This window comes from Streptomyces abikoensis (assembly GCF_014648775.1).
GTDB classification, from domain to species: domain Bacteria; phylum Actinomycetota; class Actinomycetes; order Streptomycetales; family Streptomycetaceae; genus Streptomyces; species Streptomyces abikoensis.
The window spans coordinates 1,436,669-1,457,528 of record NZ_BMRT01000001.1; the positions used below are offsets into that span (position 1 = coordinate 1,436,669).

Annotated in this window: 14 protein-coding genes; 9 read left to right on the plus strand and 5 right to left on the minus strand. The window is 65.2% G+C overall.

The window, feature by feature from the left end; genetic code table 11:
* Window positions 1-99: 99 nt before the first annotated feature.
* The 9 genes from IE096_RS06260 (at window position 100) to IE096_RS32075 (ending at window position 8,709) form a co-directional block, all read left to right on the plus strand.
* Window positions 100-666 (plus strand): hypothetical protein, encoded by a 567-nt coding sequence (locus IE096_RS06260; protein WP_189449151.1) that lies wholly within the window; start codon window positions 100-102, stop codon window positions 664-666.
* A 40-nt stretch (window positions 667-706) separates the two neighbouring features.
* Window positions 707-1,825 (plus strand): hypothetical protein, encoded by a 1,119-nt coding sequence (locus IE096_RS06265; RefSeq protein WP_189449153.1) that lies wholly within the window; start codon window positions 707-709, stop codon window positions 1,823-1,825.
* 90 nt (window positions 1,826-1,915) lie between these two features.
* Window positions 1,916-2,368 (plus strand): hypothetical protein, encoded by a 453-nt coding sequence (locus IE096_RS06270; protein WP_189449154.1) that lies wholly within the window; start codon window positions 1,916-1,918, stop codon window positions 2,366-2,368.
* Window positions 2,369-2,375: 7 nt separating this feature from the next.
* Window positions 2,376-2,753 carry a hypothetical protein gene (locus IE096_RS06275; RefSeq protein WP_189449157.1) on the plus strand — a complete coding sequence of 126 codons (378 nt, stop codon included), beginning with the start codon at window positions 2,376-2,378 and terminating at the stop codon, window positions 2,751-2,753.
* A 37-nt stretch (window positions 2,754-2,790) separates the two neighbouring features.
* Complete coding sequence (locus IE096_RS06280; RefSeq protein WP_189449159.1) at window positions 2,791-3,288, plus strand: hypothetical protein; 498 nt, start codon at window positions 2,791-2,793, stop codon at window positions 3,286-3,288.
* 105 nt (window positions 3,289-3,393) lie between these two features.
* On the plus strand, window positions 3,394-3,810 hold the full coding sequence (locus IE096_RS06285; RefSeq protein WP_189449161.1) for a hypothetical protein: 417 nt from the start codon (window positions 3,394-3,396) through the stop codon (window positions 3,808-3,810).
* Between the two features lie 650 nt (window positions 3,811-4,460).
* Window positions 4,461-6,269: a type IV secretory system conjugative DNA transfer family protein gene (locus IE096_RS06290; protein WP_189449171.1), complete on the plus strand. Its 1,809-nt coding sequence runs from the start codon at window positions 4,461-4,463 to the stop codon at window positions 6,267-6,269.
* Complete coding sequence (locus IE096_RS06295) at window positions 6,266-7,453, plus strand: DNA cytosine methyltransferase (protein WP_189449173.1); 1,188 nt, start codon at window positions 6,266-6,268, stop codon at window positions 7,451-7,453. Before IE096_RS06290 ends, IE096_RS06295 begins: the two co-directional genes overlap by 4 nt.
* Window positions 7,450-8,709 (plus strand): DnaB-like helicase N-terminal domain-containing protein, encoded by a 1,260-nt coding sequence (locus tag IE096_RS32075; protein ID WP_189449176.1) that lies wholly within the window; start codon window positions 7,450-7,452, stop codon window positions 8,707-8,709. The genes IE096_RS06295 and IE096_RS32075 overlap by 4 nt, the downstream gene beginning before the upstream one ends.
* A gap of 141 nt (window positions 8,710-8,850) precedes the next feature.
* Here the strand turns inward: IE096_RS32075 and IE096_RS06305 are convergent, their stop codons facing one another.
* From IE096_RS06305 to IE096_RS06325, 5 genes are all read right to left on the minus strand, one after another.
* Window positions 8,851-9,687: an HNH endonuclease gene (locus tag IE096_RS06305; RefSeq protein WP_189449178.1), complete on the minus strand. Its 837-nt coding sequence runs from the start codon at window positions 9,685-9,687 to the stop codon at window positions 8,851-8,853.
* On the minus strand, window positions 9,687-11,138 hold the full coding sequence (locus tag IE096_RS06310; protein WP_229819955.1) for an AAA family ATPase: 1,452 nt from the start codon (window positions 11,136-11,138) through the stop codon (window positions 9,687-9,689). Before IE096_RS06310 ends, IE096_RS06305 begins: the two co-directional genes overlap by 1 nt.
* Before the next feature lie 603 nt (window positions 11,139-11,741).
* A complete protein-coding gene (locus tag IE096_RS06315; RefSeq protein ID WP_189449183.1) occupies window positions 11,742-14,510 on the minus strand; it encodes a DUF499 family protein in 2,769 nt (922 codons plus the stop codon).
* 102 nt (window positions 14,511-14,612) lie between these two features.
* Window positions 14,613-17,324, minus strand: a complete 2,712-nt coding sequence (locus IE096_RS06320) for a DUF1156 domain-containing protein (RefSeq protein ID WP_189449185.1) — start codon at window positions 17,322-17,324, stop codon at window positions 14,613-14,615.
* A 10-nt stretch (window positions 17,325-17,334) separates the two neighbouring features.
* Window positions 17,335-20,799 (minus strand): helicase-related protein, encoded by a 3,465-nt coding sequence (locus IE096_RS06325; RefSeq protein WP_189449187.1) that lies wholly within the window; start codon window positions 20,797-20,799, stop codon window positions 17,335-17,337.
* Window positions 20,800-20,860: the final 61 nt, after the last annotated feature.

Genomic DNA, 20,860 nt, shown 5'->3' on the forward strand with positions numbered 1-20,860 from the left:
AGCGCCTCCTCGCCGAAATGCGTGGCCGTTCCGCTACCCCCTCCCCGAGCCCAACGGCCCGGACAAATCCACGGCGCTAGCAACACCGGAGCGAACTTGTTGCGCATAGACCCTCGCAGCCCCGCCCACCTGAACACCATCGCCCAGGAAATACGCGAACTGGCCAACGGGCTCACGTTGTTCACCCACAACACGCCGGAGACAGCGGCCTTCACTGCCGGTGCTCGGATGAAGGCCCTCGGCAGCATGACGGAGATGCTCTCCAACACCCTGCTGTACAACCTCAGCGGCGAGCCCTCCGCCGACCGCGCCGAGCGTCGCGGTGCCGGCGCCCTCGCCACCGCCGCAGTCGGTACGTCACAGGCCATGGGTCACCTGGCTGAAGCGCTCCAGCAGGTCGCCTTCCTCCAGGAACACGCCACGCGCCGGCCAGGGCCGGACCTCGCCGACGCCCAGCAGGCCGCATGGAACGTCATCGGTGACCACTTGGACGACGCCCGCACAGCACTGGAAGACACCGCCACCCAGATGGAATTCGACACCCTTCACCTCACCCAGCCGCCACGGCGGCCCGCCCCGCGCAGAACCGTCCCGACCCCGCAGGCCCAGCGGCCACCCACGCCGGTATCCGTCCCCACCGCCCCTCGGCGCCGACCGGCCCCCTGACCGCACCACCTACCACCCGTCCCCGGAAAGAACCTCCCTCTTGCCTAACCGAGCTGATCTGTCCGCGTTCGCCGACGCACTCGCCCAGCGGCTGCCCGGCACGTGGACCAGCCAGTACCACCCGCACCCCGACTACCCCGCCCAGTTCCCCATCGCCGAACAGCTGTGGGACATGGCCCATGCCCACTGGGCCGTCGCCGAGTTCGTCCTCAACCACGACGCCGTACTCAGCGGCCCCGGCGGCAAACGCCTGTACGTCATCGACCGGCCCCTCAACCAGAACGAGTTCATCGTGGCCGCCCTGGCCCCACCCGGACTCGATGACCACCTCTTCCGCGGCGTACCCGAGCCCAACGGGATCACCGTTGGAACCGACCCCGCCCGGGCCGCGGCCACCGTCGCCCGGCGCCTGCTGCCCCGCTACGACAAGGCACTCGCCGAAGTACACCGCAGGGCCGCCGTGGAGCAGGACCTTTCGGTGAAGCGCACGGCCCGGGTGGATTTCGCCTGGCAGGCTGACGGCTCCCTGACCGCCACCACCGACCACCCAGGGGCCATCGATCACCTGCACCGCGCCGGCTTCCATGCCGACCCCCGCTTCAGCGACACCTTCGCCCTCCCCGTCGCACTCAGCACAGCCGAACGGGACCAGAGGCTGCGCACCGTCGCCCTGGAACTCGGAGCTCTCGGAGCCCATGTCTCCATCCGCAACGCCCCCATGCCGCCCGCACCAGCGCCCCCGGCCCCGGCGGTCCTGACAGAGCTGGTCCACCGTGCCGCCTCCGCCGAGGACCTGCACGCGGTAGCCGCGGTCCTCGACGAAGCACTCGACCCGAGGACCGGGCCCCTTCCCGGTCTGGAAGCAGTGGTCCGTCACAGCGCCGCCCGCGCCGCCGAGACCGGACCGGCCCCCCTGCGCAGTGAGTTCACCGTCTCCTTCGACGCCATTGCCACGCGCATCCAGCAGCTCCGCCGCGATCTCGTCGAACTCCGGCTCGGGGTGGGAGAGATCGCTGCTCTCACCCACGCCCACGGCGAGCACATCTGGTCCGATCTCCTCGACCAGCGTCACACCACACGCGCCACCCCTACTGCGACAGCCGCATCCCCGACGCCAGCCAGGACCACCGCCACCATCGGTGTCCCGCGCGGGCGCTGAGCGTAGTCACGTGCCGCCGGTCACCACCATGCCCTCGTTGCCGCCACCGGTGAGCCCTTCACACTTTTCCCCAGCACGGAGCACAGCCCTGTGGATATCCCAGACCCTCATGTCGTCGTCGGCCGCCACCCCGAATTCGGCTACGTCGCCCTGAACACCCAGGACTTGTTCGTCGCCGACCACGTGCTCAAGCTCCTCGGCTTTCAGCCCGTCCCCGGCAGCAAGCTCTACGCCCTGGCCAACCCCGAGCACGACGGCGAACGCCGCGCCCGGCAGGCCATCGCCTCCCTGCGTGCCGCCCGCTACCAGGTCGCCGCCGACATCAGCCTCGACCCCGCACCACCCCAGCAGGCCGCCACCCAGCGCCTCGCCAACGAGCACCAGCAGACCACGACGCAGGGCAGGGCGCAGCGGACGACGCCGACTGCTCAGGCGGCGGTCGTGAAGTCCGCTGCCTGGCAGAGCCGTACCGATCTCCAGCCCATTCCGCCCAAGCCGAAGAACCCTCCGCTGTGGGCGCCCCGCAGCCAGATACGACGGTGAGGCCCCAATGGACCTGACACCAGCCGACCGTGTCGCCGGCGCACGCTCCTCAGCAGAGGCGGCACGCATACTCCAGGAAGCGCTCGAAGATCCGCGCGGCCATCTGGCCAGTCTCTATGACCTGTTGGAGCGGGCCGGCATCTGGTTCGACGAGCACCCCGGCCCCGCCCCCGGCGACGCCGCCCAGCGGCTGCGCGACGCCGCTTCCGCGCTGGATGCGATCGGGGACGACGTCGTCCGGGTCACCGAAGATCTCATCCGATCCCAGGCGCCCACACCCCGCGGGACGGGGCCTCGGCCGCACACCGTGCACCCCTTCGGCCCGCCCGGCCCCAGCCTGCCACCGCGTGCTGCCGCACCGCCCGGCCACCGTCCCCGCCGCTGACCATCCCCTTCAAACCGCGACCGAGTTGGAGAACTTCATGGCTGTCCGTACTCACTGGACCATCGACCACACGTGCGGCCACCAGGCCGAGCACGACCTGTCCGACCGCGCCGCCGACCGACGCGCCAGCTTCGCCCGCTGGCTTGAGGCCCGCGACTGCTCCGACTGCTGGAAGGCCGCCCGCGAGAGCAGTCCTGCGGACAAGGAGCAGTGGCTCGCCGCCCGGCGCGCCGAAGAGCAGGAAGCGGCCACCGAGTGGGAGCAGCGCTACGAGATGCCGCCGCTGGAGGGCCCGGAAAAGGCGGTGGGGTGGGCCGTGCGGTGCCGGCACCAACTGGTGACCGCCGCGTACACCGCTCTGGCTGTCGAAGGTGAGCTTGACGACGCGGGCTGGTCGGAGATCGAGGAGAAGGTCCGTACGGTCACTCGGGCCGGGTGGTGGATCGACCAGCGCGATGCCGATGGCGCCGATCTGCCGGAGCTGCTCGAGGCGGCCACCGACGCCGACTGCCCAACCGAGAACCCCTACGTGTAGCAGAGCAGTTATAGCCCCTTATAGCCGGTTCAAGAAGCCGGCTTCGCCGCACGACCCTCGACTTGCGCCCCCCTTCTGACCGTTCCACCCGCTGAGGTCCCGTCGATGCCCGACTCCGCTCCCCTTTCCGTCCACGCCACCGACACGGTTACTCCCAGCCGGCAGGTCCGGCACGACCACTTCGCCCCCGGCGACCGCGTCGTGGTCATCCGGGGAAGCCTGGATGGCGACCTCCACGGGGACGACCTGACCGTCGTCGCGCCGTCCTGGCACACGCCCACCGGCCAGGACGGCTGGCGCACCCGCAATCCCCATGGCGGCGCCCACACCTTCACCACCGCGCACCCGCGCTATCTGGTCCACGTCGAGCGGCACTGCTCCGACTGCGTCGCGTTCTTCCGCGCCCTGGCCGCCGAGCTGCTGCCGCAACTGCCCAAGCGCGGGTGTACGGAGGGGGATTGGTACCGCTTCACCGCTCTCGACCAGCTCGTGCATCGCGATGACTACGGCCTAGCGGCCTGATCCCCCCTCTGGAGCCGCGAAGGCGATGCCGTCACCGTCGTGCAGGACGTCCGGCAGACCGCGGAGCCCGGCACCCCACCCGCTCGTCCCTGCCGCACAGATTCCCCCCGCCTCACATGTTCCCCAGCTCCGCCACGATCGCCGGACCTGCAGCCCGGCTGACGCGACACCTCTTCTACCGCCTGCGCCGACTGCTCCAGCGCTACATCAGCCGCTGTGCCTCCGCATGCGCGACGCACCCCCGGCATACGGGCATCCCTCTGGCCACCAGCTTCGGCACGCTCGACGAGACCAGCCGAACATCCGGCACGACACCTCCCCCTGGCCGAACCGGGGATGTGAGCGGTCGATGTTGACGGTCCCGTCCCGGTAACGATGGAGGAGGCGGATCGGATCGCCGCCGATCTGATCCACCTGCTCGACCAACGGCTGCGCACCACGAGCGAGCCCCGGGCTGCGGCCCCGTCCATCTCAGAACCGGCGTGCTGGAGCGGCTCACCGCCGCTCGCCCTTTCTCACAGCGCTCCCGCCCCCCGGCCTCGGCCGCCGTATCTCCCGCGCCCAGCCGCCGAGGCCGCTGTACCCAGCGCATTCCCCCGCGTCTCTCGCGCTCCCCCTCCCCCTTCCGCACCACCACAGGATCATCCGCTTTGCCTCCTCGCACGTCCCCGTCCGCGTCCTCCTCCCCGGCCACGGACCTCCTCTTCCGGATCCTGATCGGCGCCATCGCCGTTTTCGTCCCCTTCGCCACCGCCTCCTGGATCGGCGGCAACGCCGTCGCCTTCCTCACCACCGACGCCGACTCCCGTGCCCCCTTCCGCCCCACCGACGCGCTCCTCCACCCGCACGACCTCTGGCCCGAGACCGGCGACACCGCCCTGACCCTCGGCACCCTCGTCTTCCCCTGCGTCCTCCTCGTGGCCCTCGCCGCCATCGCCGCGCGGCTCTACATGCGCCACAAGAACGGCACGAAGGGCCGCAAGGCCGTCAAGGGGATGGCCACCCGGCGCGACGTCGAGCCGCTGCTCGCCCGACAGATCACCGCCAAGGCCAAAGAGCTGCGCCCGAGCCTGGCCAAGAGCGAGACAAAGAAGATCGACCCGCAGCAGACCGGAGTGCTGCTCGGAGATCTCGCCGGCACCCGGCACGAGGTCCGCATGGGCTACGAGGACGTGGCCGTGGCCATCATGGCCCCCCGCTCCGGCAAGACGACCTGCCTGGCCATCCCCGCGATTCTCGGAGCCCCGGGCGCCGTCCTGCTGACGTCCAACAAGGCCGCGGGCGACGCCTATACGGCCACGCTGGAGGCCCGGGGGAAGGTGGGGCGGACATGGTCGATGGACCCACAGCAGATCGCGCACGCCCCGCGGGAGATGTGGTGGAACCCCCTCGCCGACGCCACCAGTCTCGAAGGCGCCGGCCGTCTGGCCGGCCACTTCGTCGCCGCCTCCGTCGACAGCAGCAACGCCGGCGACTTCTGGTCCAAGGCCGCGCAGAACATCCTCGCCCAGCTCTTTCTGGCCGCCGCTCTGGACCGGCGCCCGATCACCGACGTGATGCAGTGGCTGGCCTTCCCTGCCGACCGCACCCCGCTGGACCTGCTGCGTGACCACGGTTTCGACGCCGTCGCCGCCCAGCTCAAGGGCACCGTCGAAGGCCCGCCCGAGACCCGCGACGGCATCTACGAGACCGCCCGCCAGTACGCGGCCTGCCTGCTCTCGGCCGATATCGCCGCCTGGATCACCCCGCAGGACGACGTCGCGGAATTCCGGCCCGCCGAGTTCGTCCAGGGCCGCGACACCTTGTACCTGCTGTCGAAGGACGGCGGCGGAGGAGCAAGCGCCCTGATCGCCGCGTGCGCGGACTCGGTGATGCGCACGGCGACCGCACACGCCGAACGCTCCGGAGGCCGCCTGGACCCGCCGATGCTCGCCGTCCTCGACGAGGCAGCCAACGTATGCAAGATCAGCGACCTGCCGGACCTGTACTCCCACCTCGGATCCCGCGGGATCATCCCCATCACCATCCTGCAGAGCTACCGCCAGGGCCAGAAGGTCTGGGGCGACTCCGGCATGGACGCCATGTGGAGCGCGGCCACCATCAAGGTCATCGGCTCCGGCATCGACGACCCCGACTTCGCCGACAAACTCTCCCGGATGATCGGCGACCACGACGTCGAGACCGTCTCCACCTCCACCTCGGACTCCGGCACTTCCAAGTCAGTCTCCATGCGGCAGGAGAGGATCCTGCCCGCCGACGCCATCCGCGCCCTCGCCAAGGGCACCGCCATCTGCCTCGCCACCGGCATGCGCGCCGCCATGCTCACCCTGCGCCCCTGGTACAAGGAGCCCGGCGCCACCGAACTCTCCGCCGCCTCCCAGCGCACCTCGCAGGCCATCACCGCCCGTGCCGTCGCGAAGGCTGCACCGAAGCAGGACAACTTCGGGCAGGCCGCATGATCCTGGACCTGTTCGCCGGCCCCGGTGGCTGGTCACATGCCCTGGCCGTCCTCGGCGCCCAGGACGTCGGCCTGGAATGGGATGAGTGGGCGTGCAAGACCCGGGCAGCCGCCGGGCACACCACGATCCGAACCGATGTGGCGCGGTATCCGACGTGGCCGTTCACTGGGAAGACCATGGGGCTGATCGCGAGCCCACCGTGCCAGGCGTGGTCGATGGCCGGCAAGCGGCTGGGGCTGATCGACCAGCCCTTGGTCCACCAGGCCGTCGCCGACCTTGCCAACGGTCTCGACACCCGCGGCAAGCTCCTGGCCGCATGCCGGGACGAGCGGTCGCTGCTGGCCGCCGAGCCGATGCGCTACCTCCACGCCCTCCATGCCGTCGGCCAGCCCGAATGGGTCGCCATGGAGGAAGTGCCGGACGTGCTTCCGCTCTGGCGCCAGTACGCCCAGATCCTGCGCACCTGGGGCTTCTCCGTATGGACCGGCATCGTGAACGCGGCGGACTACGGGGTTCCGCAGACCCGCCGGCGGGCCATCCTCCTCGCCTCCCGCACCCGCGACGCCGCACCGCCTGAGCCGACACACGCCCAAGTAGCCACGCAAGACACGCTCTTCGGACCGGGCCGGGCCCGCTGGGTCTCCATGGCCGAAGCGCTCGGCTGGGGCGCGACCGACCGGCCCGTTCCCACCGTCTGCGCAGGCGGTGGGAACGGCGGCGGGCCCGAGCCCTTCCCCAGCGGGTCACGCAAAGCACTGGCCACGTCCCGTGACCGCGGAACCTGGCAGCCCCACCACACCGGCTCAACAGCCCGGGTGAGCCACGGGCGTTCATCCTGGGCGCTGCGGAGCAACAGCCAGGCCAACGCCACCGTTCGCCGGGCGGACGAACCAGCAGGCACCCTCTTCTTCGGCCACCGCGTGAACGAATGCGTCTGGGTACCCGATCCCACCACGCCGCCCGCCCCGGCCCCTGGTAGCGAACGAAAGCCGGGCGCGATCCGAATCACGGCGACGGAGGCAGGGATCCTCCAGTCTTTTCCCGCCGCCTACCCGTGGCAGGGCACGAAGTCACGGCAGTTCGAGCAGATCGGCAACGCCGTACCTCCCCTGCTGGCCGCGCAACTCCTCGCCCCACACCTGGGTGCCCGTGTACGCCAGAGCGACTTTGGGCTGGCCGCATGAGCACCGGTCTCCAGGGTCTGCCCGGCCGGGACGTCATCGTCCTGGCCGAGCAGGCCCTCCTCGGCGCCCTTCTCTTCCAGCCCCACATGCTCGCCACGGTCTCCGGATGGCTGGAGCCGGAGCACTTCTACCTCCCGCACCACACCGCCCTGTACTCCGCGATGCGCCACCTTGCCAAAGCCGGGCACCCCGCCTTCATCGAGAAGCACCCGTCGGCAGAGGACGGACTCGCATGGGTGCAACAGATCACCGCACTCAGTGCTGAAGAGGCACCAGCAGTCACGCCCTCCTACGCTCACACCCTGATCAGCTCATGTCCCCAACCCAAGCACGCGTCCGCGTACGGACACATGGTCCTAGCCGACCACACGCGCCGGACTGTCGCTCAGCACGCTGCGCGTCTCTGTCAGGCCGTACAGGAAGCTCCAGGGCTCGACGCGGGGGTGGATCTGACCTGTGCACGGGCTGACGAGTTGGCTGACGTCCTCGAGCAACTCGCCCGCCGGTGGCGACCCCACCCCGGTTCTCTCCCCCGCACCAAAGTGGGCCTCACGCCCTCGCCGAACGAGGACACCGGCGACCGAGTCCATGTCGAGCAAGCCTTTCTCTCAGCCGTCACGCATCAGCCAACGAAGCTCAGGGAGGTCCGCGCCTATCTCACGGTGGAGGACTTCGCCGACCCAGTCCACCAGCAGCTGTTCCGGGCGCTGGCCGCCCTGGACCACCGCGGCGACCCAGTCGACCCAGTCACCGTCCTGTGGGAGGCTCAGTACCGTGGTGCCTTCACCCGGACCACGACCACACCCCAGGAAGTTCTGGCTATCTGTGAACCATCCGGCAACGACCCCATCTATTGGGCCGTCCGCGTCCTGGGGCAAAGTCTTATCTCCACCGCAGCTGAGGTCAGCACCCGTATCAAGGCTCTCGCCGCCGATGCAACGCTCACACCCCACCAACTGATTACCGCCTCTCGCCGCGCCCACGGCGACCTCACCCTCATCCGCCTCCGCTGGCACCGTGCCCAGAGCGAAATCGCGGCGACAGAGCCCCGACACCAACCGAAGCCATTCACAGCCGACCGAGTCTCGCCACGCCTTCCAACGCAAGGAACCACATCCCAGAGCTCACCTCCGAGAACCCCGAGGTCTCCTACGTCTCCCCCCGGATCCGCACCTGTCCCGTCAGGGCAATCGCCGCTATCAGCGCCCCCGTCTTCACCGCACGGCCCTTCCTCCAACCCACGAGGCAGACGGTAATACCCGCCCACATCACCTCGACGGCCCTGATGGCTCCAGCACCCAAACAGCGAAGTGCGCTGCCGTCGGAGAAGACCTGTGAACATGGCAGCACGACGCATATTACTCTTGATCAGAGCATGCAGAATGAGCCGCCTATCGCTACACTGCCGCGAAGCCACCATTGACATACCAGGAGTTGGCAGCCAGAGCCTGATACATGACACCTCTCCAGTGATTCAGGTCATCCACAAAGAGGCTGTCGGCCATTTTCCCCAAGTGTGCAGCCACCGCTTGCGTGTCCATACCTTTCAGGTAGTGACGAAGAGAACTCATCTCTGCAGCTGCATGGGGGCCATACAAGTCCCCCAGCTTGAACATACGGAAGTGCCGACGCACTCGAGCTACGAGAACCTTGTCCCATTCTTCTGGCGGCTTGACAAAGAACTCGACAGCGGCGGGAGCGTCCTCGAGGACGCGAGCAAAAAGCCACTGCTGCTTACCGATGTCATCGTAGTAGGGATGGAGCGTCTGCTCTTCGGCGCTTGCAGGGGCAGCCTCACCCTTAAGCGCATTACAGCTGCGGCACGCCGGTACGAGATTGACCGGCACCACCGCCAGCAGTGGATAGTCTCCTTTAGGGAGCTGATGGTCAACAGTCTCCACATGGCGCTCGCCACACAGAGGGCAACGCCCAAATCGAACTGAGGCCTTAATCTCGTTGTAGACATCCCTACCTGGAGCGTAAGGGCGCGCCATGCGCTGCGTGTAGTTCTTTTTCAGCTCTTCCTGGACTGCCTTGTCGGCAGGCTCGCCCTTAAGGTCCTTTAGCGTGTGCAGAGCAGCCGCTGAAGCCGCTGCTTCGTACCTGTCAGCAGCGTCAGCGACGGTGTCTTCAAGAGCTTCTAGCTTGGCCCTCTTGACCTTTGGAAGGGTGTTGCTGACGCAAGTGAGGTAGAGTGCACGCGCTGGAATATTGGGGGCTGGCAACGACCACATCAGTAGCGTCCCTCTGCATCCCAATCCGATCCATCTGATTCTCGTACAGCGATGAGGGCTCGAACGATGGCTTTGGCCTCGCCACCGAGCTGCCCATTAAATTCAGCGAGCACCTGATCGTAAGTCAGGCCCTGCTGCACCAGGGCCCTGAGGTCACGGTGAAATCCTGAATCTGTGACTTCTAGGCCAAATACTTCATGAGTGAGGACCCCGACGTTTTCGCCAAACGTCTGGATTGTGGGGCGCTCAACGACCATCTGATGTCCATAGCGCCGCAATTTCAACACGCAAGAAGCAGGGACCTCTTGGACAACGACCGGCGAGTGGGTAGCAATAACCGCCAGCCCGTTGCGCTCACCAAGTAGGTCAGAAAGAGCACGAACAAAAGCGGCCAGCAACGGAGGGTGCAGGTGAGATTCCGGCTCATCGATGACGACCAGCGTCCGCTCAGTTACGTGCTCGACCAGACGAGTCATGGTCAAGAGAACAGCCTTATGGCCTGAACTTAGACCAGCGAACAGCTGGCGCGCCTTGCGGCGTCGACTATTCGCGCTTCGAGTGGATTGGAAATCTTCGAGCCATGCATCCTCAATGAAACCACTGCCAGCGTATTGCAGGGTTCTCAACGCCTTTGCCCACCGCTGCGCACGTTCACCAGTCAGGCAAGCTTCCACACCGTCCGCGAAGTCTCTCTTCAGCTGGTTGGACGTCTTAACGCGGGGGGCCCGCCCCCCGGAAGCAGGAATCTTCAACCCAACATAGGCAAAGCGGTCAATTCCCACGTCATCGCCATGGATGAGAGGCAGTTCATCGAAAGCACTGAAAGTGACGCTAACCAAGTTCGCGAAGGTGTTTCGATCACCGCGGTTGTATTCAATGACACGTCCTACGTCCTGCCCATGAGCTCGGGCGTCGCCAACGCAGCGCGTCAAGTTATTAAGCAGGAAGGATTTTCCGACACCGTTACGACCGATCAGCACATGGATATTCGTTGGGGGCAGCGACTCGGGAGCCACCTCGAAGGACAGCCTCACCGAGCTTCCTCCACCGGCGGCCGGCAGTGGAGGCTCGTAGGCCACACGAAAGCCCGACACCCGTTCGCCGTGGTCCTGAGCGATACGACGAAACTGCTCTTCAACAGCGGCCGACTTCACGAAGCGCATGAGTGACTCCCGCGTCACTCTCTCATGCTGAGCACGCTGGAAGACCTGCTCGTCGTAGGCCATGTCCCGCAGCGAAGAGAGAACCACTTCACGGATCCGCCCCCCGAGGCGACGGAGACGCACGTAGTAACTGTCGTCTTGCCCTAGCGAGAAGAATGTATCAGCGAGAAATTCGAAGCTCTCGGGCACCTGCACAGAAGCCTTCGAGGGCATCCCGTACTCGCCGATCTTCACCTCGCCGATCTCGTGCTGGACGCCCTGCTCGTCATAGATCACCAGGTGGAACATGGTGACGAAACCGAAATCGTCCCAGCTGTCCCTCTTCAACAAAGCGAGGGACCGAGCATTCTTCGGCTCTCGCCCACCCGGCTCCACTACAGTGAACCGCACTCGATCCCTACCCCTCCACGCCCCAGCGAGCGATCAACTACACCCAACACACAGGTGCTGGCGAAGTCGTAGAACAACAAGGATAATCACGGCAGCCATCGAGCGTGACCCGCATGCAGTTCACGTCTCCAGCCACGTGCGGGCTCCGGAGGAGTAGGCACTCGCAGCTCATCAAAGTCGGGAAGGCGGGGATCGGTCCGGGTTCTCCCAACTGGGTAGCGGAACCCTGGCTCACTACGATCTGACCAGCGTCCTCTACACCGAGTCCGCCATGCCGCCGTCCCGGCCAGTGCAGGAAACGTCACCGTACCCAGCGCAACCTGGCTGGAGCTCGCTGGGATCCCTCTGAGCGCTGGCGCGACGACCCGGTGCCGACACCTCGCGCCATGGTATGAGCGGCCACCCTGCGATCCGCTCATACCATGGCGCCACAACTCGACTTGGGGGATGCGCTCCCTCTCTGTAAGACAACGGACAGAGAGCGTGTCAACAGGATCCCTGCTACTCAGTCCGTACGTCGAGGTCGTGGGTGGCCTCCTCAAGGGGCTCGATCAAGCCGTTCCGGAGCGATACACGGTCAAACTCTCCTTCGACGTGAATCCGGACCTGGACTCGGACCGTGCCCTGTTGGTCCCGGCACCACGCGAGGGCGCGCCCCAAATCGAAGAGCCCAGGCTTATCGATGATTGCGTCGATGTCAGCCACGCGCACCCTGTCGCTTGCCCCCGACGCAGGCTTAGCGCCGCCAGTAGTGGAGCCTTGCGAAGCAGCAGCCGGCGAGGAAGCTGAATCATGCGGCTTCCCACCTCCGGGATTGGGGGCCGGCTGCGGCTCCGGGTCGGGCTCCGGGTCGGGCTCCGTGACAGATTGCAGGCACTCGCGGGCGTAGTCGTGCCAGAGGATCGCAGCGTCCTCCGAGAGGTCGGTCTCTTCACCAAGAAGCCGCTCCCCGAAACGCACTTGCTGCGGGTCACGGGGGGCTAGGGAATCGGGCCCGCCCACAAGGCCGACCACGTAGCCGAGCTCTGACGAAGTCACTGCCTTCGCGATGACGGATGCGATGGCTTGTTTGTCCCACAGCTTAGTGAACTCGTAATAGCTGTAGAACCAGTCCACCAGCTCAGCACACGTGATGATCTTTCTCTCCGGCCCCAGGCCGGAAAGAGCAACAAGCTTCGCCGGAGTAACCGAGCTGAAAACGCGTTGGCTCAGAGCCTCCACGACGCGTTCGTGAAGGGCACGTCCAGCTGCAAGCATGGTGCGCAGGTCGAAAGTTTCCAGCACGTAGGGCGCATCGCCATTGCGTGACCTCGTGGGCAAGGCGACCGCACTGTACGCACTTCCCAAGGCCGCAGATGCCTCGCGCCGCGCATTGCCCGACTTCTCCCGAAGCTCCTCGGCCTGTTCCGGGCTGAAGTTGTAATTGGCAGCCCGAGCAAGGAGGGAGTCTGCCGCCAGGCGCATCCTTATGGCATGGCGCGCTTGGTCAAACTGCGCCTTGTCAGGGAGAACCAACGCCAGCCCGTTCCGGTATCTCCGTGGGCCGCCCTTTCCGGAGTACTCGATGAATTTCGCCAGAGGGTCTCGATCTTCAGACCAGTCCGGGTGAAGGTAAGCGACGGTGAACAGCGGTTGTTCGTCACTGATGCCACCAGATTCACTCGGCCACAGGGCCACGCCCTTGCTGCCACGAAGCTGCAGCTCCAACGCGGCGCGTACCTCGGCAAGAACCTCGCTGGAATCGAGCTTGTTGGCTTCGTCTCGGACGAGCTTGGTGAGGTTCGGGGTCGGCTCGAAGCGATAGCGACGCCCGGTGTAGTGCAGGTAGAGCTCTTCGTCACGCAAGTCGTGCAAGGCTGCAATGACTACGTTGCGGTCAAGTCCGGGCACGAGAACGCTGCGTACAAGGTCCGTTTCCAGGACACCGCGATCCTCGCCATCTCGCGCGCCGAAGCTGTAGAGCATGATGGCCGTGGCAACTCGCGTTCCCACTCTGAGCTGCTCGATCATCGGGCTGTTCGCGCCGAGGTGCCTGTCGACGGTTCCTGCCCCCGCGCCGGCCGACGTGATGTCGCTCGAGAGAACAGAGGTGTATCGCTCTCGTTCCCCGACCTGACCGAAGAAGGCTCCTCTTGATGCCTCGTCCGTGAAGTCGATGTCACCCGGGCCGATCAGGGGGCTCCTGGCCCCCGAACGCCACAGGGCGTTCACCACAGCGGCCAGGAACTGCAAGGCACCTCGGGTCCTCTGGTAGGACGGGAGAGACCCCCAGCGGTGGTACATAAGGTCGAGGAGGTCAGGGTGGAAGGGGTAGGCAGCCAATATCCGCTGCTCAAGCGTGTCCGCAGCGACGTCGGCTTCCCTGCGGGCATCACCGGTCTCAGCCGCGGCCAGTAGCTGCTTCCGGAGGAGCTGGGAGTACGCTCGTGCAACCTCGTGATGGACGGATTCATCGCCCAGTTCCGCGAAGAGCCGACGCTGGACGACTCGGAGCACCTCGTCGTCCGCGACTGGCTCCCGCTTCGCGTCAACGCGGGTGACGAGCTTGTCGAGGTCGCTGAGCAGACCTTCTGCGCCTACCGCTTCTCCAACGCTCGCCTGAAGGCTGTAAACCATCGCTGCCCGCGGCTGTGCACTGATCGCTTCAGTCAATGCCTGCACAAACAGCATCGCCTGCCGACCTGCGGTCGATTCGCCTCGAGGGATGGCCAGGGCCTTTTCGACGAAGACCAGCACCTCGTCCAAGAGAACGAGCGTCGGCTTGTCACCGAGGATCTGCCTCAGTACGTCGCCGCCGGGTGCCGAGCCTGTCCGATCGTGCTCCTCAATCAGCTCATAGCGACCCAACTGCGCCGCCAGTTCGCCCCACAGGGTGTGGGTTTCAATCCCCGTTGCCCGCATCGGGGACAGAGGATCGAGTTCCTCACCGGACAGAACCGCGATCTGGACGTCACCAGGGTCAGCCAGCTCCTTCAGGTCCGGGCATGCGGCAACCGCCGCTGCCCGGTCCCGGGCAAGGTGCAGAAGCGCTACGAGGCTGTGGGTCTTGCCCCCGCCGAAGGGTGTACGCAGCTGCAAGACGTGAGAGCCAGTCCCTCCTGCGAGGACGTCCATAACGTCCTCGAGCAGTTCCTTCATCTTCACAGTGAGATAGGTCGCCCGGTAGAACTTGCCTGCGTCCGTATACACGGGCGCAATGCCCGCCCGGCCACGGAAGACGCCAGCGAGGTTCGCGGCGTAGGTGCCCATGTCGAGGACGCCGGCCGCCACATCATCATGAGGACGTGCGACCTGCGACCACGGCATGAGTCGATAGCTCGAGCTCACAGCGTTCCAACCCCCTGAGTTTCAACTTTGCGCAAGATCGACACCTCAGACCAGCCCTTGCTCGCCGACGATCGTTCTCCATGAGACCAGCAGTCGCTCCGCTGCGCTCGCCTCTCTGGGTTTTGTCTCGCTTGAGCTGGCCCGGAGAGCCCGGCCAGCCAGCGTCTGAATCAGGTCGCGCAGCCGCACGACGTCGACGCTGACGGACATCAGATAGGACCGCACCTCGGCCGGACGATGCTCCGCACGCCAGAGGACTGCATGGGCCACGTCAATGAGCGGCGGTGCGACAGCTGGCTCCAGGTCGATGAGGGCGATAGTCCCATTGCCTTCGGTGTCCGGCTTTCCCAGGCGGGCATCATCCCCCCGTTCCTCGAAGTCCCTGAGTACGACGGTCGACTTGACCTTCGAAACGAGGGGGTTCGGGCCCGTTGTTAGCCCGCTGGGGCCGTCAAGATTTGCCCCCGTCATCCGGGCGAGGTTGTTAGCCTCGTCGAAGGGGACAGCACCGTAGCCGTAGGAGTACTGGGCAGCGACGTAGTAACGCGTGACAGGGTCTGTGCTGGCCAGTGCGCCGAAGATAGCGTCCAGAACACGCGTCTGCACCATCTCCAGGAACGTCTCAGCCGGGAGCAGTTCACCGTTGTCCTGTTCCACCCTCTCGTACCGTGTAAGCGCCCGGAGGCCGGCTCCCACGGTCGCAATCACCAAGTCGGAGCCGGTGATGCCGAGTTGCTCCAGGCGCTCTCGGCGTTCCTTGATGATGTCATTGAGTTCGGCCATTACCTCGGCTTCACTGCCTACACCGGCATCGTCCTTGCGCTTGCGCGCCACAAGGAAAATCGATGAGGCGAGGCTCGCAGTGCCTCGGCCGACAGCACGCTCAGGCATCTCTGTGTCGAGTGGCCATGCCTCGGTGATGGTGAAGCCTGCATTGCGAAGCGCCTCCACGAGACTGGACCACCCAGAAGTGGTCTTGTGCGCGTACACACAGACGAGAGGGGCGCCTGGCTTGAGTACTCGGTGAGCCTCGCTGAACGCACGCTCCATGAGGTTCTCGTAGTGCTCCCGCGCGGCATCTTTACTCCCCGAGTGCCGATAGGCGGCAACAACGGCTTCGTTCCTCTTAGGCGTCAGCTCGCCGCCGAGGTCTGTGGGGTACAAGAAGCCAACCGAACGCTTGAGCCAGACGTAGAAGAAGTCCGAAAGGTCTGCGTACGAGATGTTGTCGTAGTACGGCGGATCGGTGATGACTGCGTCTTGGGAATTGTCGGGGAGTGGCAGCGACGCTGCTGACCCACGCACACAGTTCGCCGGACTCGGGAGCGCAGAAAGCCGTTGGACGAGATCTGCTGTTTCTTTCAGGTACTTGCGAACGTCGCCGGACGCGCCGGCGAACGGGTTCGCCTCATAGAAATCCCACACCATGGGCAGAGCCTGCCGCGCGAAGGTGTTGGTGCCACCTTCATTCTTCGTGTCGAGGCGGCACAAACTAGACAAACGGTCAGCCACCCGGTTCAGAGCCATCGCCAGCGCAGTCGAAAGCGCGGCCGCTCGCCCCGGTTCCATGCCTTGCGCGCACGCCTCGTCATGGACCTGCTTGATCCCCGCAGCAAGCGTGCTGAGGGACAGGAGCTGCCGCGGAGTGAAGAGGTCGCGGTACTGCGCAAACCCATAAACCATGCACGTTCCGCCCGTGATACGCATGGTGCCGGGAAGCGACTCCGACAGAGGCTCAACGGGCAACTCTTCGAGGCGTTTAAGGCACTCGGCGTCATCAGGCAGTTCATACTCGCCAACGGCAAGGTAATCGCGTCCACGCCCGACCGCCTTGGTCACGATGGCGGCAAGCGGGGCGGTCCCCATGCGGCCAGCCCGGGCTTCTGCCTTCACATACTGACCGGTGACTGTCGCACCGCAGATTCGGCAGGTAACCTCACCACCCCTGGAGCCTTCCGCAGGATCAAAGCCCAGGTCCGCCTCCGCCGCGGCCTCCACCACTTCGTAGCGCAGCGACCAGCCGTCGCGATCCGTGACAGGCTTCAGGGCTACATACCGGTTCTTCTTCCGCCCAAGCCAAGTCTGCCGGACAAGGTGGGCGTCATGCTCCGGCGTGGCTGGGTTCGGACACCGCACCGTTCGTGTCCACAGATAAGCCAGGGGGAGACGCCGGTCGCTCTCGTCGTCAGCCAGAATTCGCTGCTGACCAGTACCGCTGTCGACGCTGGGGTAGAAGGGGGCCAGCTGTTCCCAAGCCGAATCGATCCACGCTTTCCCCCACCGGCGAATGTCGTCGGCGAGCCCAGAATGACTCTGCGGGTATTCGAGGATCATGCGCTCAATAATGTGCGCCACGGGATTCAGCTCGTTTGCCGTTACTTCACAGCCGAGACGGAGAGCCTCCAGGGGGATCGCACCTCCCCCGGAGAACAGATCAACAACCTTCGGCGGCCCGTCGTCGCTGGCCGCAAGCACCTCATTACGAGCGGTACGAATTGCTTGGTCCGGCTCCCCCCAAGTGCAGAGGGCATCGAAGAAATCCGACTCCTCCTGCAGGGTGCGCGTCCGGCCGGCAGCCGGGGTGAGAGCCGCGTAGACAGCCGCTCGCGACGCCGCCAAGGGGCGACGGGCCCACCACAAGTGCATGGAGGCCGGGTGGCCGACGCGCCCACCGACCTTCTCGCTCGCACTCGTGCGGCTGATGACGTCGATCGGGATCGCGTCCTCGATGAGCCGCTTAAAACTGCTGTCGCGCACTCTCATCCTCTCACTCCGCGGCTTCCGCTTCTGTAACCGCGTGATCTCGGATGCTAGCGCCCGGCACCCGGTAACCGGTAACCTGCCGGATTTCAGCCACATTGGGCAGGGTGTGGTAGGGGTCCTGGACCCTCATCAGGACGGGGTCCGTCGTGGCGCTGTACACGACATAGAGCCAGAAGCCGGCAGCCCATCTCTGAGCTGCGTACCACTCGGTCCTGTAGAGGCCAACGTCGCCGGAGGCGGCGCCTCGGCCCTTTACCTCGATCCGGCGCACCTGGGTGGCCCCATCGGGCAGGGTCCGGGTGGACCGGATGTCGAAGCCGCTGCCATCCTGCAGGTGCCCCACGTACTCGGGGTGCCAGCCGTGCTCCTCCTCGTACGCCATGGCTACCGCGACGGCGGCTTCTTCGACCTCCTTGCTCGGCCGCATGACATCGACATCGGGGTCTTCGAGAACGGCAGGGGGGACCACGGAGGCGGATCCGAGGTGTGTGACCTTCCCGGAGCGGACCACTCCCAGCCGGCTGAGCGATTCGAGCTTCGCTGCTCGACGATGTGCGAGCTCCTTGAGCTGCCGCTCAGCGTTGTCTCGCAGCAGACGGTATGAGTCATCACCCCCAGCAACCTTGGCGTCGTGCGCCATCCAGCGATCCTGCAGCCGACGCTTCTGAGCGTCCATGGCCTCCGACAAGTACGAGGAGCGAAGCTTCGCGTGTTCCAAGCGGTTGGCTCGTTCAGCGGTGGTACGACCGAGCTGCACCGCAACTCGAAGCCAGTCCGTCGTTGTCTTGATCTGGTCAGGAGACAGAGGAGGCGCCGCTCGGCTCGGCGCTGGTGTAAGCGTGTGCAGAACATCGGCTGGCCCTCGGTGAAGCCCGTCCTCGTCCTCTATGACCGCAACAACTTCCGCGAAGGCAACTTCTGGGGCGCCGTGCACGTCCTCCCCGACCACCTCGTAGGCAAAAAGGTGCACGAAGTAGGAGACGAGAGCACCAGGGTCCACAAAGGCAGCCGCTCCTTGGGGTACCCCTTCCGCTGCGAGGTCGCGCTCCAGAGACTCCGCGAGCGCCGCGAACAGAGGGTGCCCTGGCGAGCACAGCGTCGCATCCTCATGCTCGACTCGGTCCCGCTCGTCCTTCCGGAAGGTGACCTTGCGGTACTCCGACGCGGGGCGGCCTCTGTACCGGACGGCGGTCAGGTCATCACTGCGAAGAGCGACAGGCACATGCTCGATGCGTAGCAGCTGATCTGCTCGGCGTTCGACGCGCAAACTCTGGCGGCTCGCGGCTCGGAGGAAGAACGCCTCTACATACTCCGGCATCAAGCGGCGCTCATCGGAGAGGAAGTTCTGCCCTCGGACCCAGTCGATATCGACGTACTTCTTTGCCAGCGCGATACCAGTAGCCTTCTCATACTCGGCGAGTTTCTCCGAGTCGAGTCGGTTGATCTCAGCCACTGCCGCGTCACGGTTCGCACGGGTCGGGTTGGCCAACGTCTCCTTGACCAGGCGTTCGAAGTCGACACCGTTGAGCGTGAGCAGCTCCCCAATCACATCGTAGACCCGGCCATTCAAATCCTGGCGCATCGCCTCAAGCCGGTGGTGAAGCCTCTCGAGAAGCTCACCCTCCACGGTATTACTCGCACAGAAATTGAAGATCCAACAGTCGGCGCTTTGGCCGATCCGGTGCACGCGGCCCATACGCTGCTCAAGACGGACTGGATTCCACGGAAGGTCATAGTTGATCATGAGATGACAGAACTGAAGGTTGATACCTTCGCCCGCAGCCTCTGTCGCGATGCAAATCTGCTTGTTCTGCCTGAAGTCGTGCTGGATCCGCTTCCGCTCGGCAGGTGGGTGCCCTCCATGAATAGTGCAGACCGAGTATCCCCACTGCCGAAGGTGCGCTTCCAAGTAATCGAGGGTGTCGCGATGTTCCGTGAAGATAAGGAGCTTGCCCCGACCGTCGCGCAATTCTTCGAATTCGGCCCTCTCCAAGCAGTCGCGGAGAGCTGCCAGCTTTCGCTCCTCGCCTTGCGAGCGCACCCTATCGGCATGCGCAACGAGCTTACGCAATTCGGTGACTTCTGTGCGCAACTGAGAGATTTGCGCAGCACTACTGACTTCCGTAGCGAGAAGATCGTCGACAGACTCGTCGATGTCATCCGCGCCAGTCTCGGCGTCGTCCATAACGTCTACGTCGGCCGGAATACGCCCCAACGCGGCCAGTCGCCGAGTCGCCTCAGCCGGTGCCATTACCGTCAGCTGATCAGCCAACGCCTCCAAGCGATCGGCGCGCTTGGCCAGAGACGATCTGATTGCACCTAGGCTCGACGCCAAGCGGCGCTGTAGCACTGTGCGAGCCAAGGCTACGGCGTTGCCCCGCGACCCACCACTGTTCCCCAAGTAGGTGTTCACGTACTGCGTGACATCCAGGTACAGAGAATATTCAGCCGGGGAGAGCTGGAATGGCTGCGTGCGAACATGCCGTTCAACGAACAATGCGCCGCCATGCTCATCGACCAGATCTTCCTTCTGACGCCGAAGAAAGTATGGGTTGTTCTCATTCGCGATCTGCTTCTTGACAAGGTCAGACGTCGAGAACTGATCCGGGTCGAGAAGTCCGAGGAAGCGAGTGAACCTGTCCTCATCGCCCGAGTGGGGTGTCGCCGTCAGCAGCAGGAGACGATCCGCCTGCTGAGAAACCCCTTCCACCAGGGAATATCGCTTAGTCTTAACGATCCTTTCGTCCTTACCCCGCTTCGTGAAAGCCGAAGCCTTGTGGGCCTCATCGACGATTACCAGATCCCACTGACTACGGAATAGATCATCGCGTACGCCGTCCCGCTTGGCGAAATCAATACTGCTGACCACCAGCGGGTAGCGCTCCCACGGGTTTTGCCCAAGCTGATTGCGCACTTGCTCACTCGAAACAACCTCGAACTGTTCGTCGAACTTATCGAGCATTTCGTCCTGCCACTGCGTAGTCAGCGGAGCCGGACATAGAATCAAGATTCGCTCGACTGCGCCACGCAGTTTCAGCTCTTTAAGCAAGAGGCCAGCCATGATCGTCTTCCCGGCGCCAGGGTCGTCGGCAAGCACAAACCGCAACCGAGGCTGAGGCAGCATGTGGCGGTAGACGGCTTCGATCTGGTGCGGCAAGCCCCGAACACCGCTCATGGACACCGCGAACAAGGGGTCATGTGCAAACGCATGACGGATTCGCTGAGACTCGACCCACAGGGAAAGATCCCGCGGATCCACAAGCTCCGGCTGCGGCGACACGTTCGCCAACGCTGCCTGAAGCTCCGACTCCAGCACCTGTGTTTCATCAGGGGCGCCGTTGGCATGCCGCACCCGAACCAGAAGCACGCCCGCCCCGATCGTCTCCACGTGCTCAACCCTGACAGGGTGCGCAAAGTGACCGTCCAGCATGATCAAGCGGTTCTTGGCGCGCTCCCCCAAGTCACTCACGTCCAGGTCCCTCCGTCACTCCGGTAGCAGCCGGGCCCCAACGTATCCGATACCTGTGACA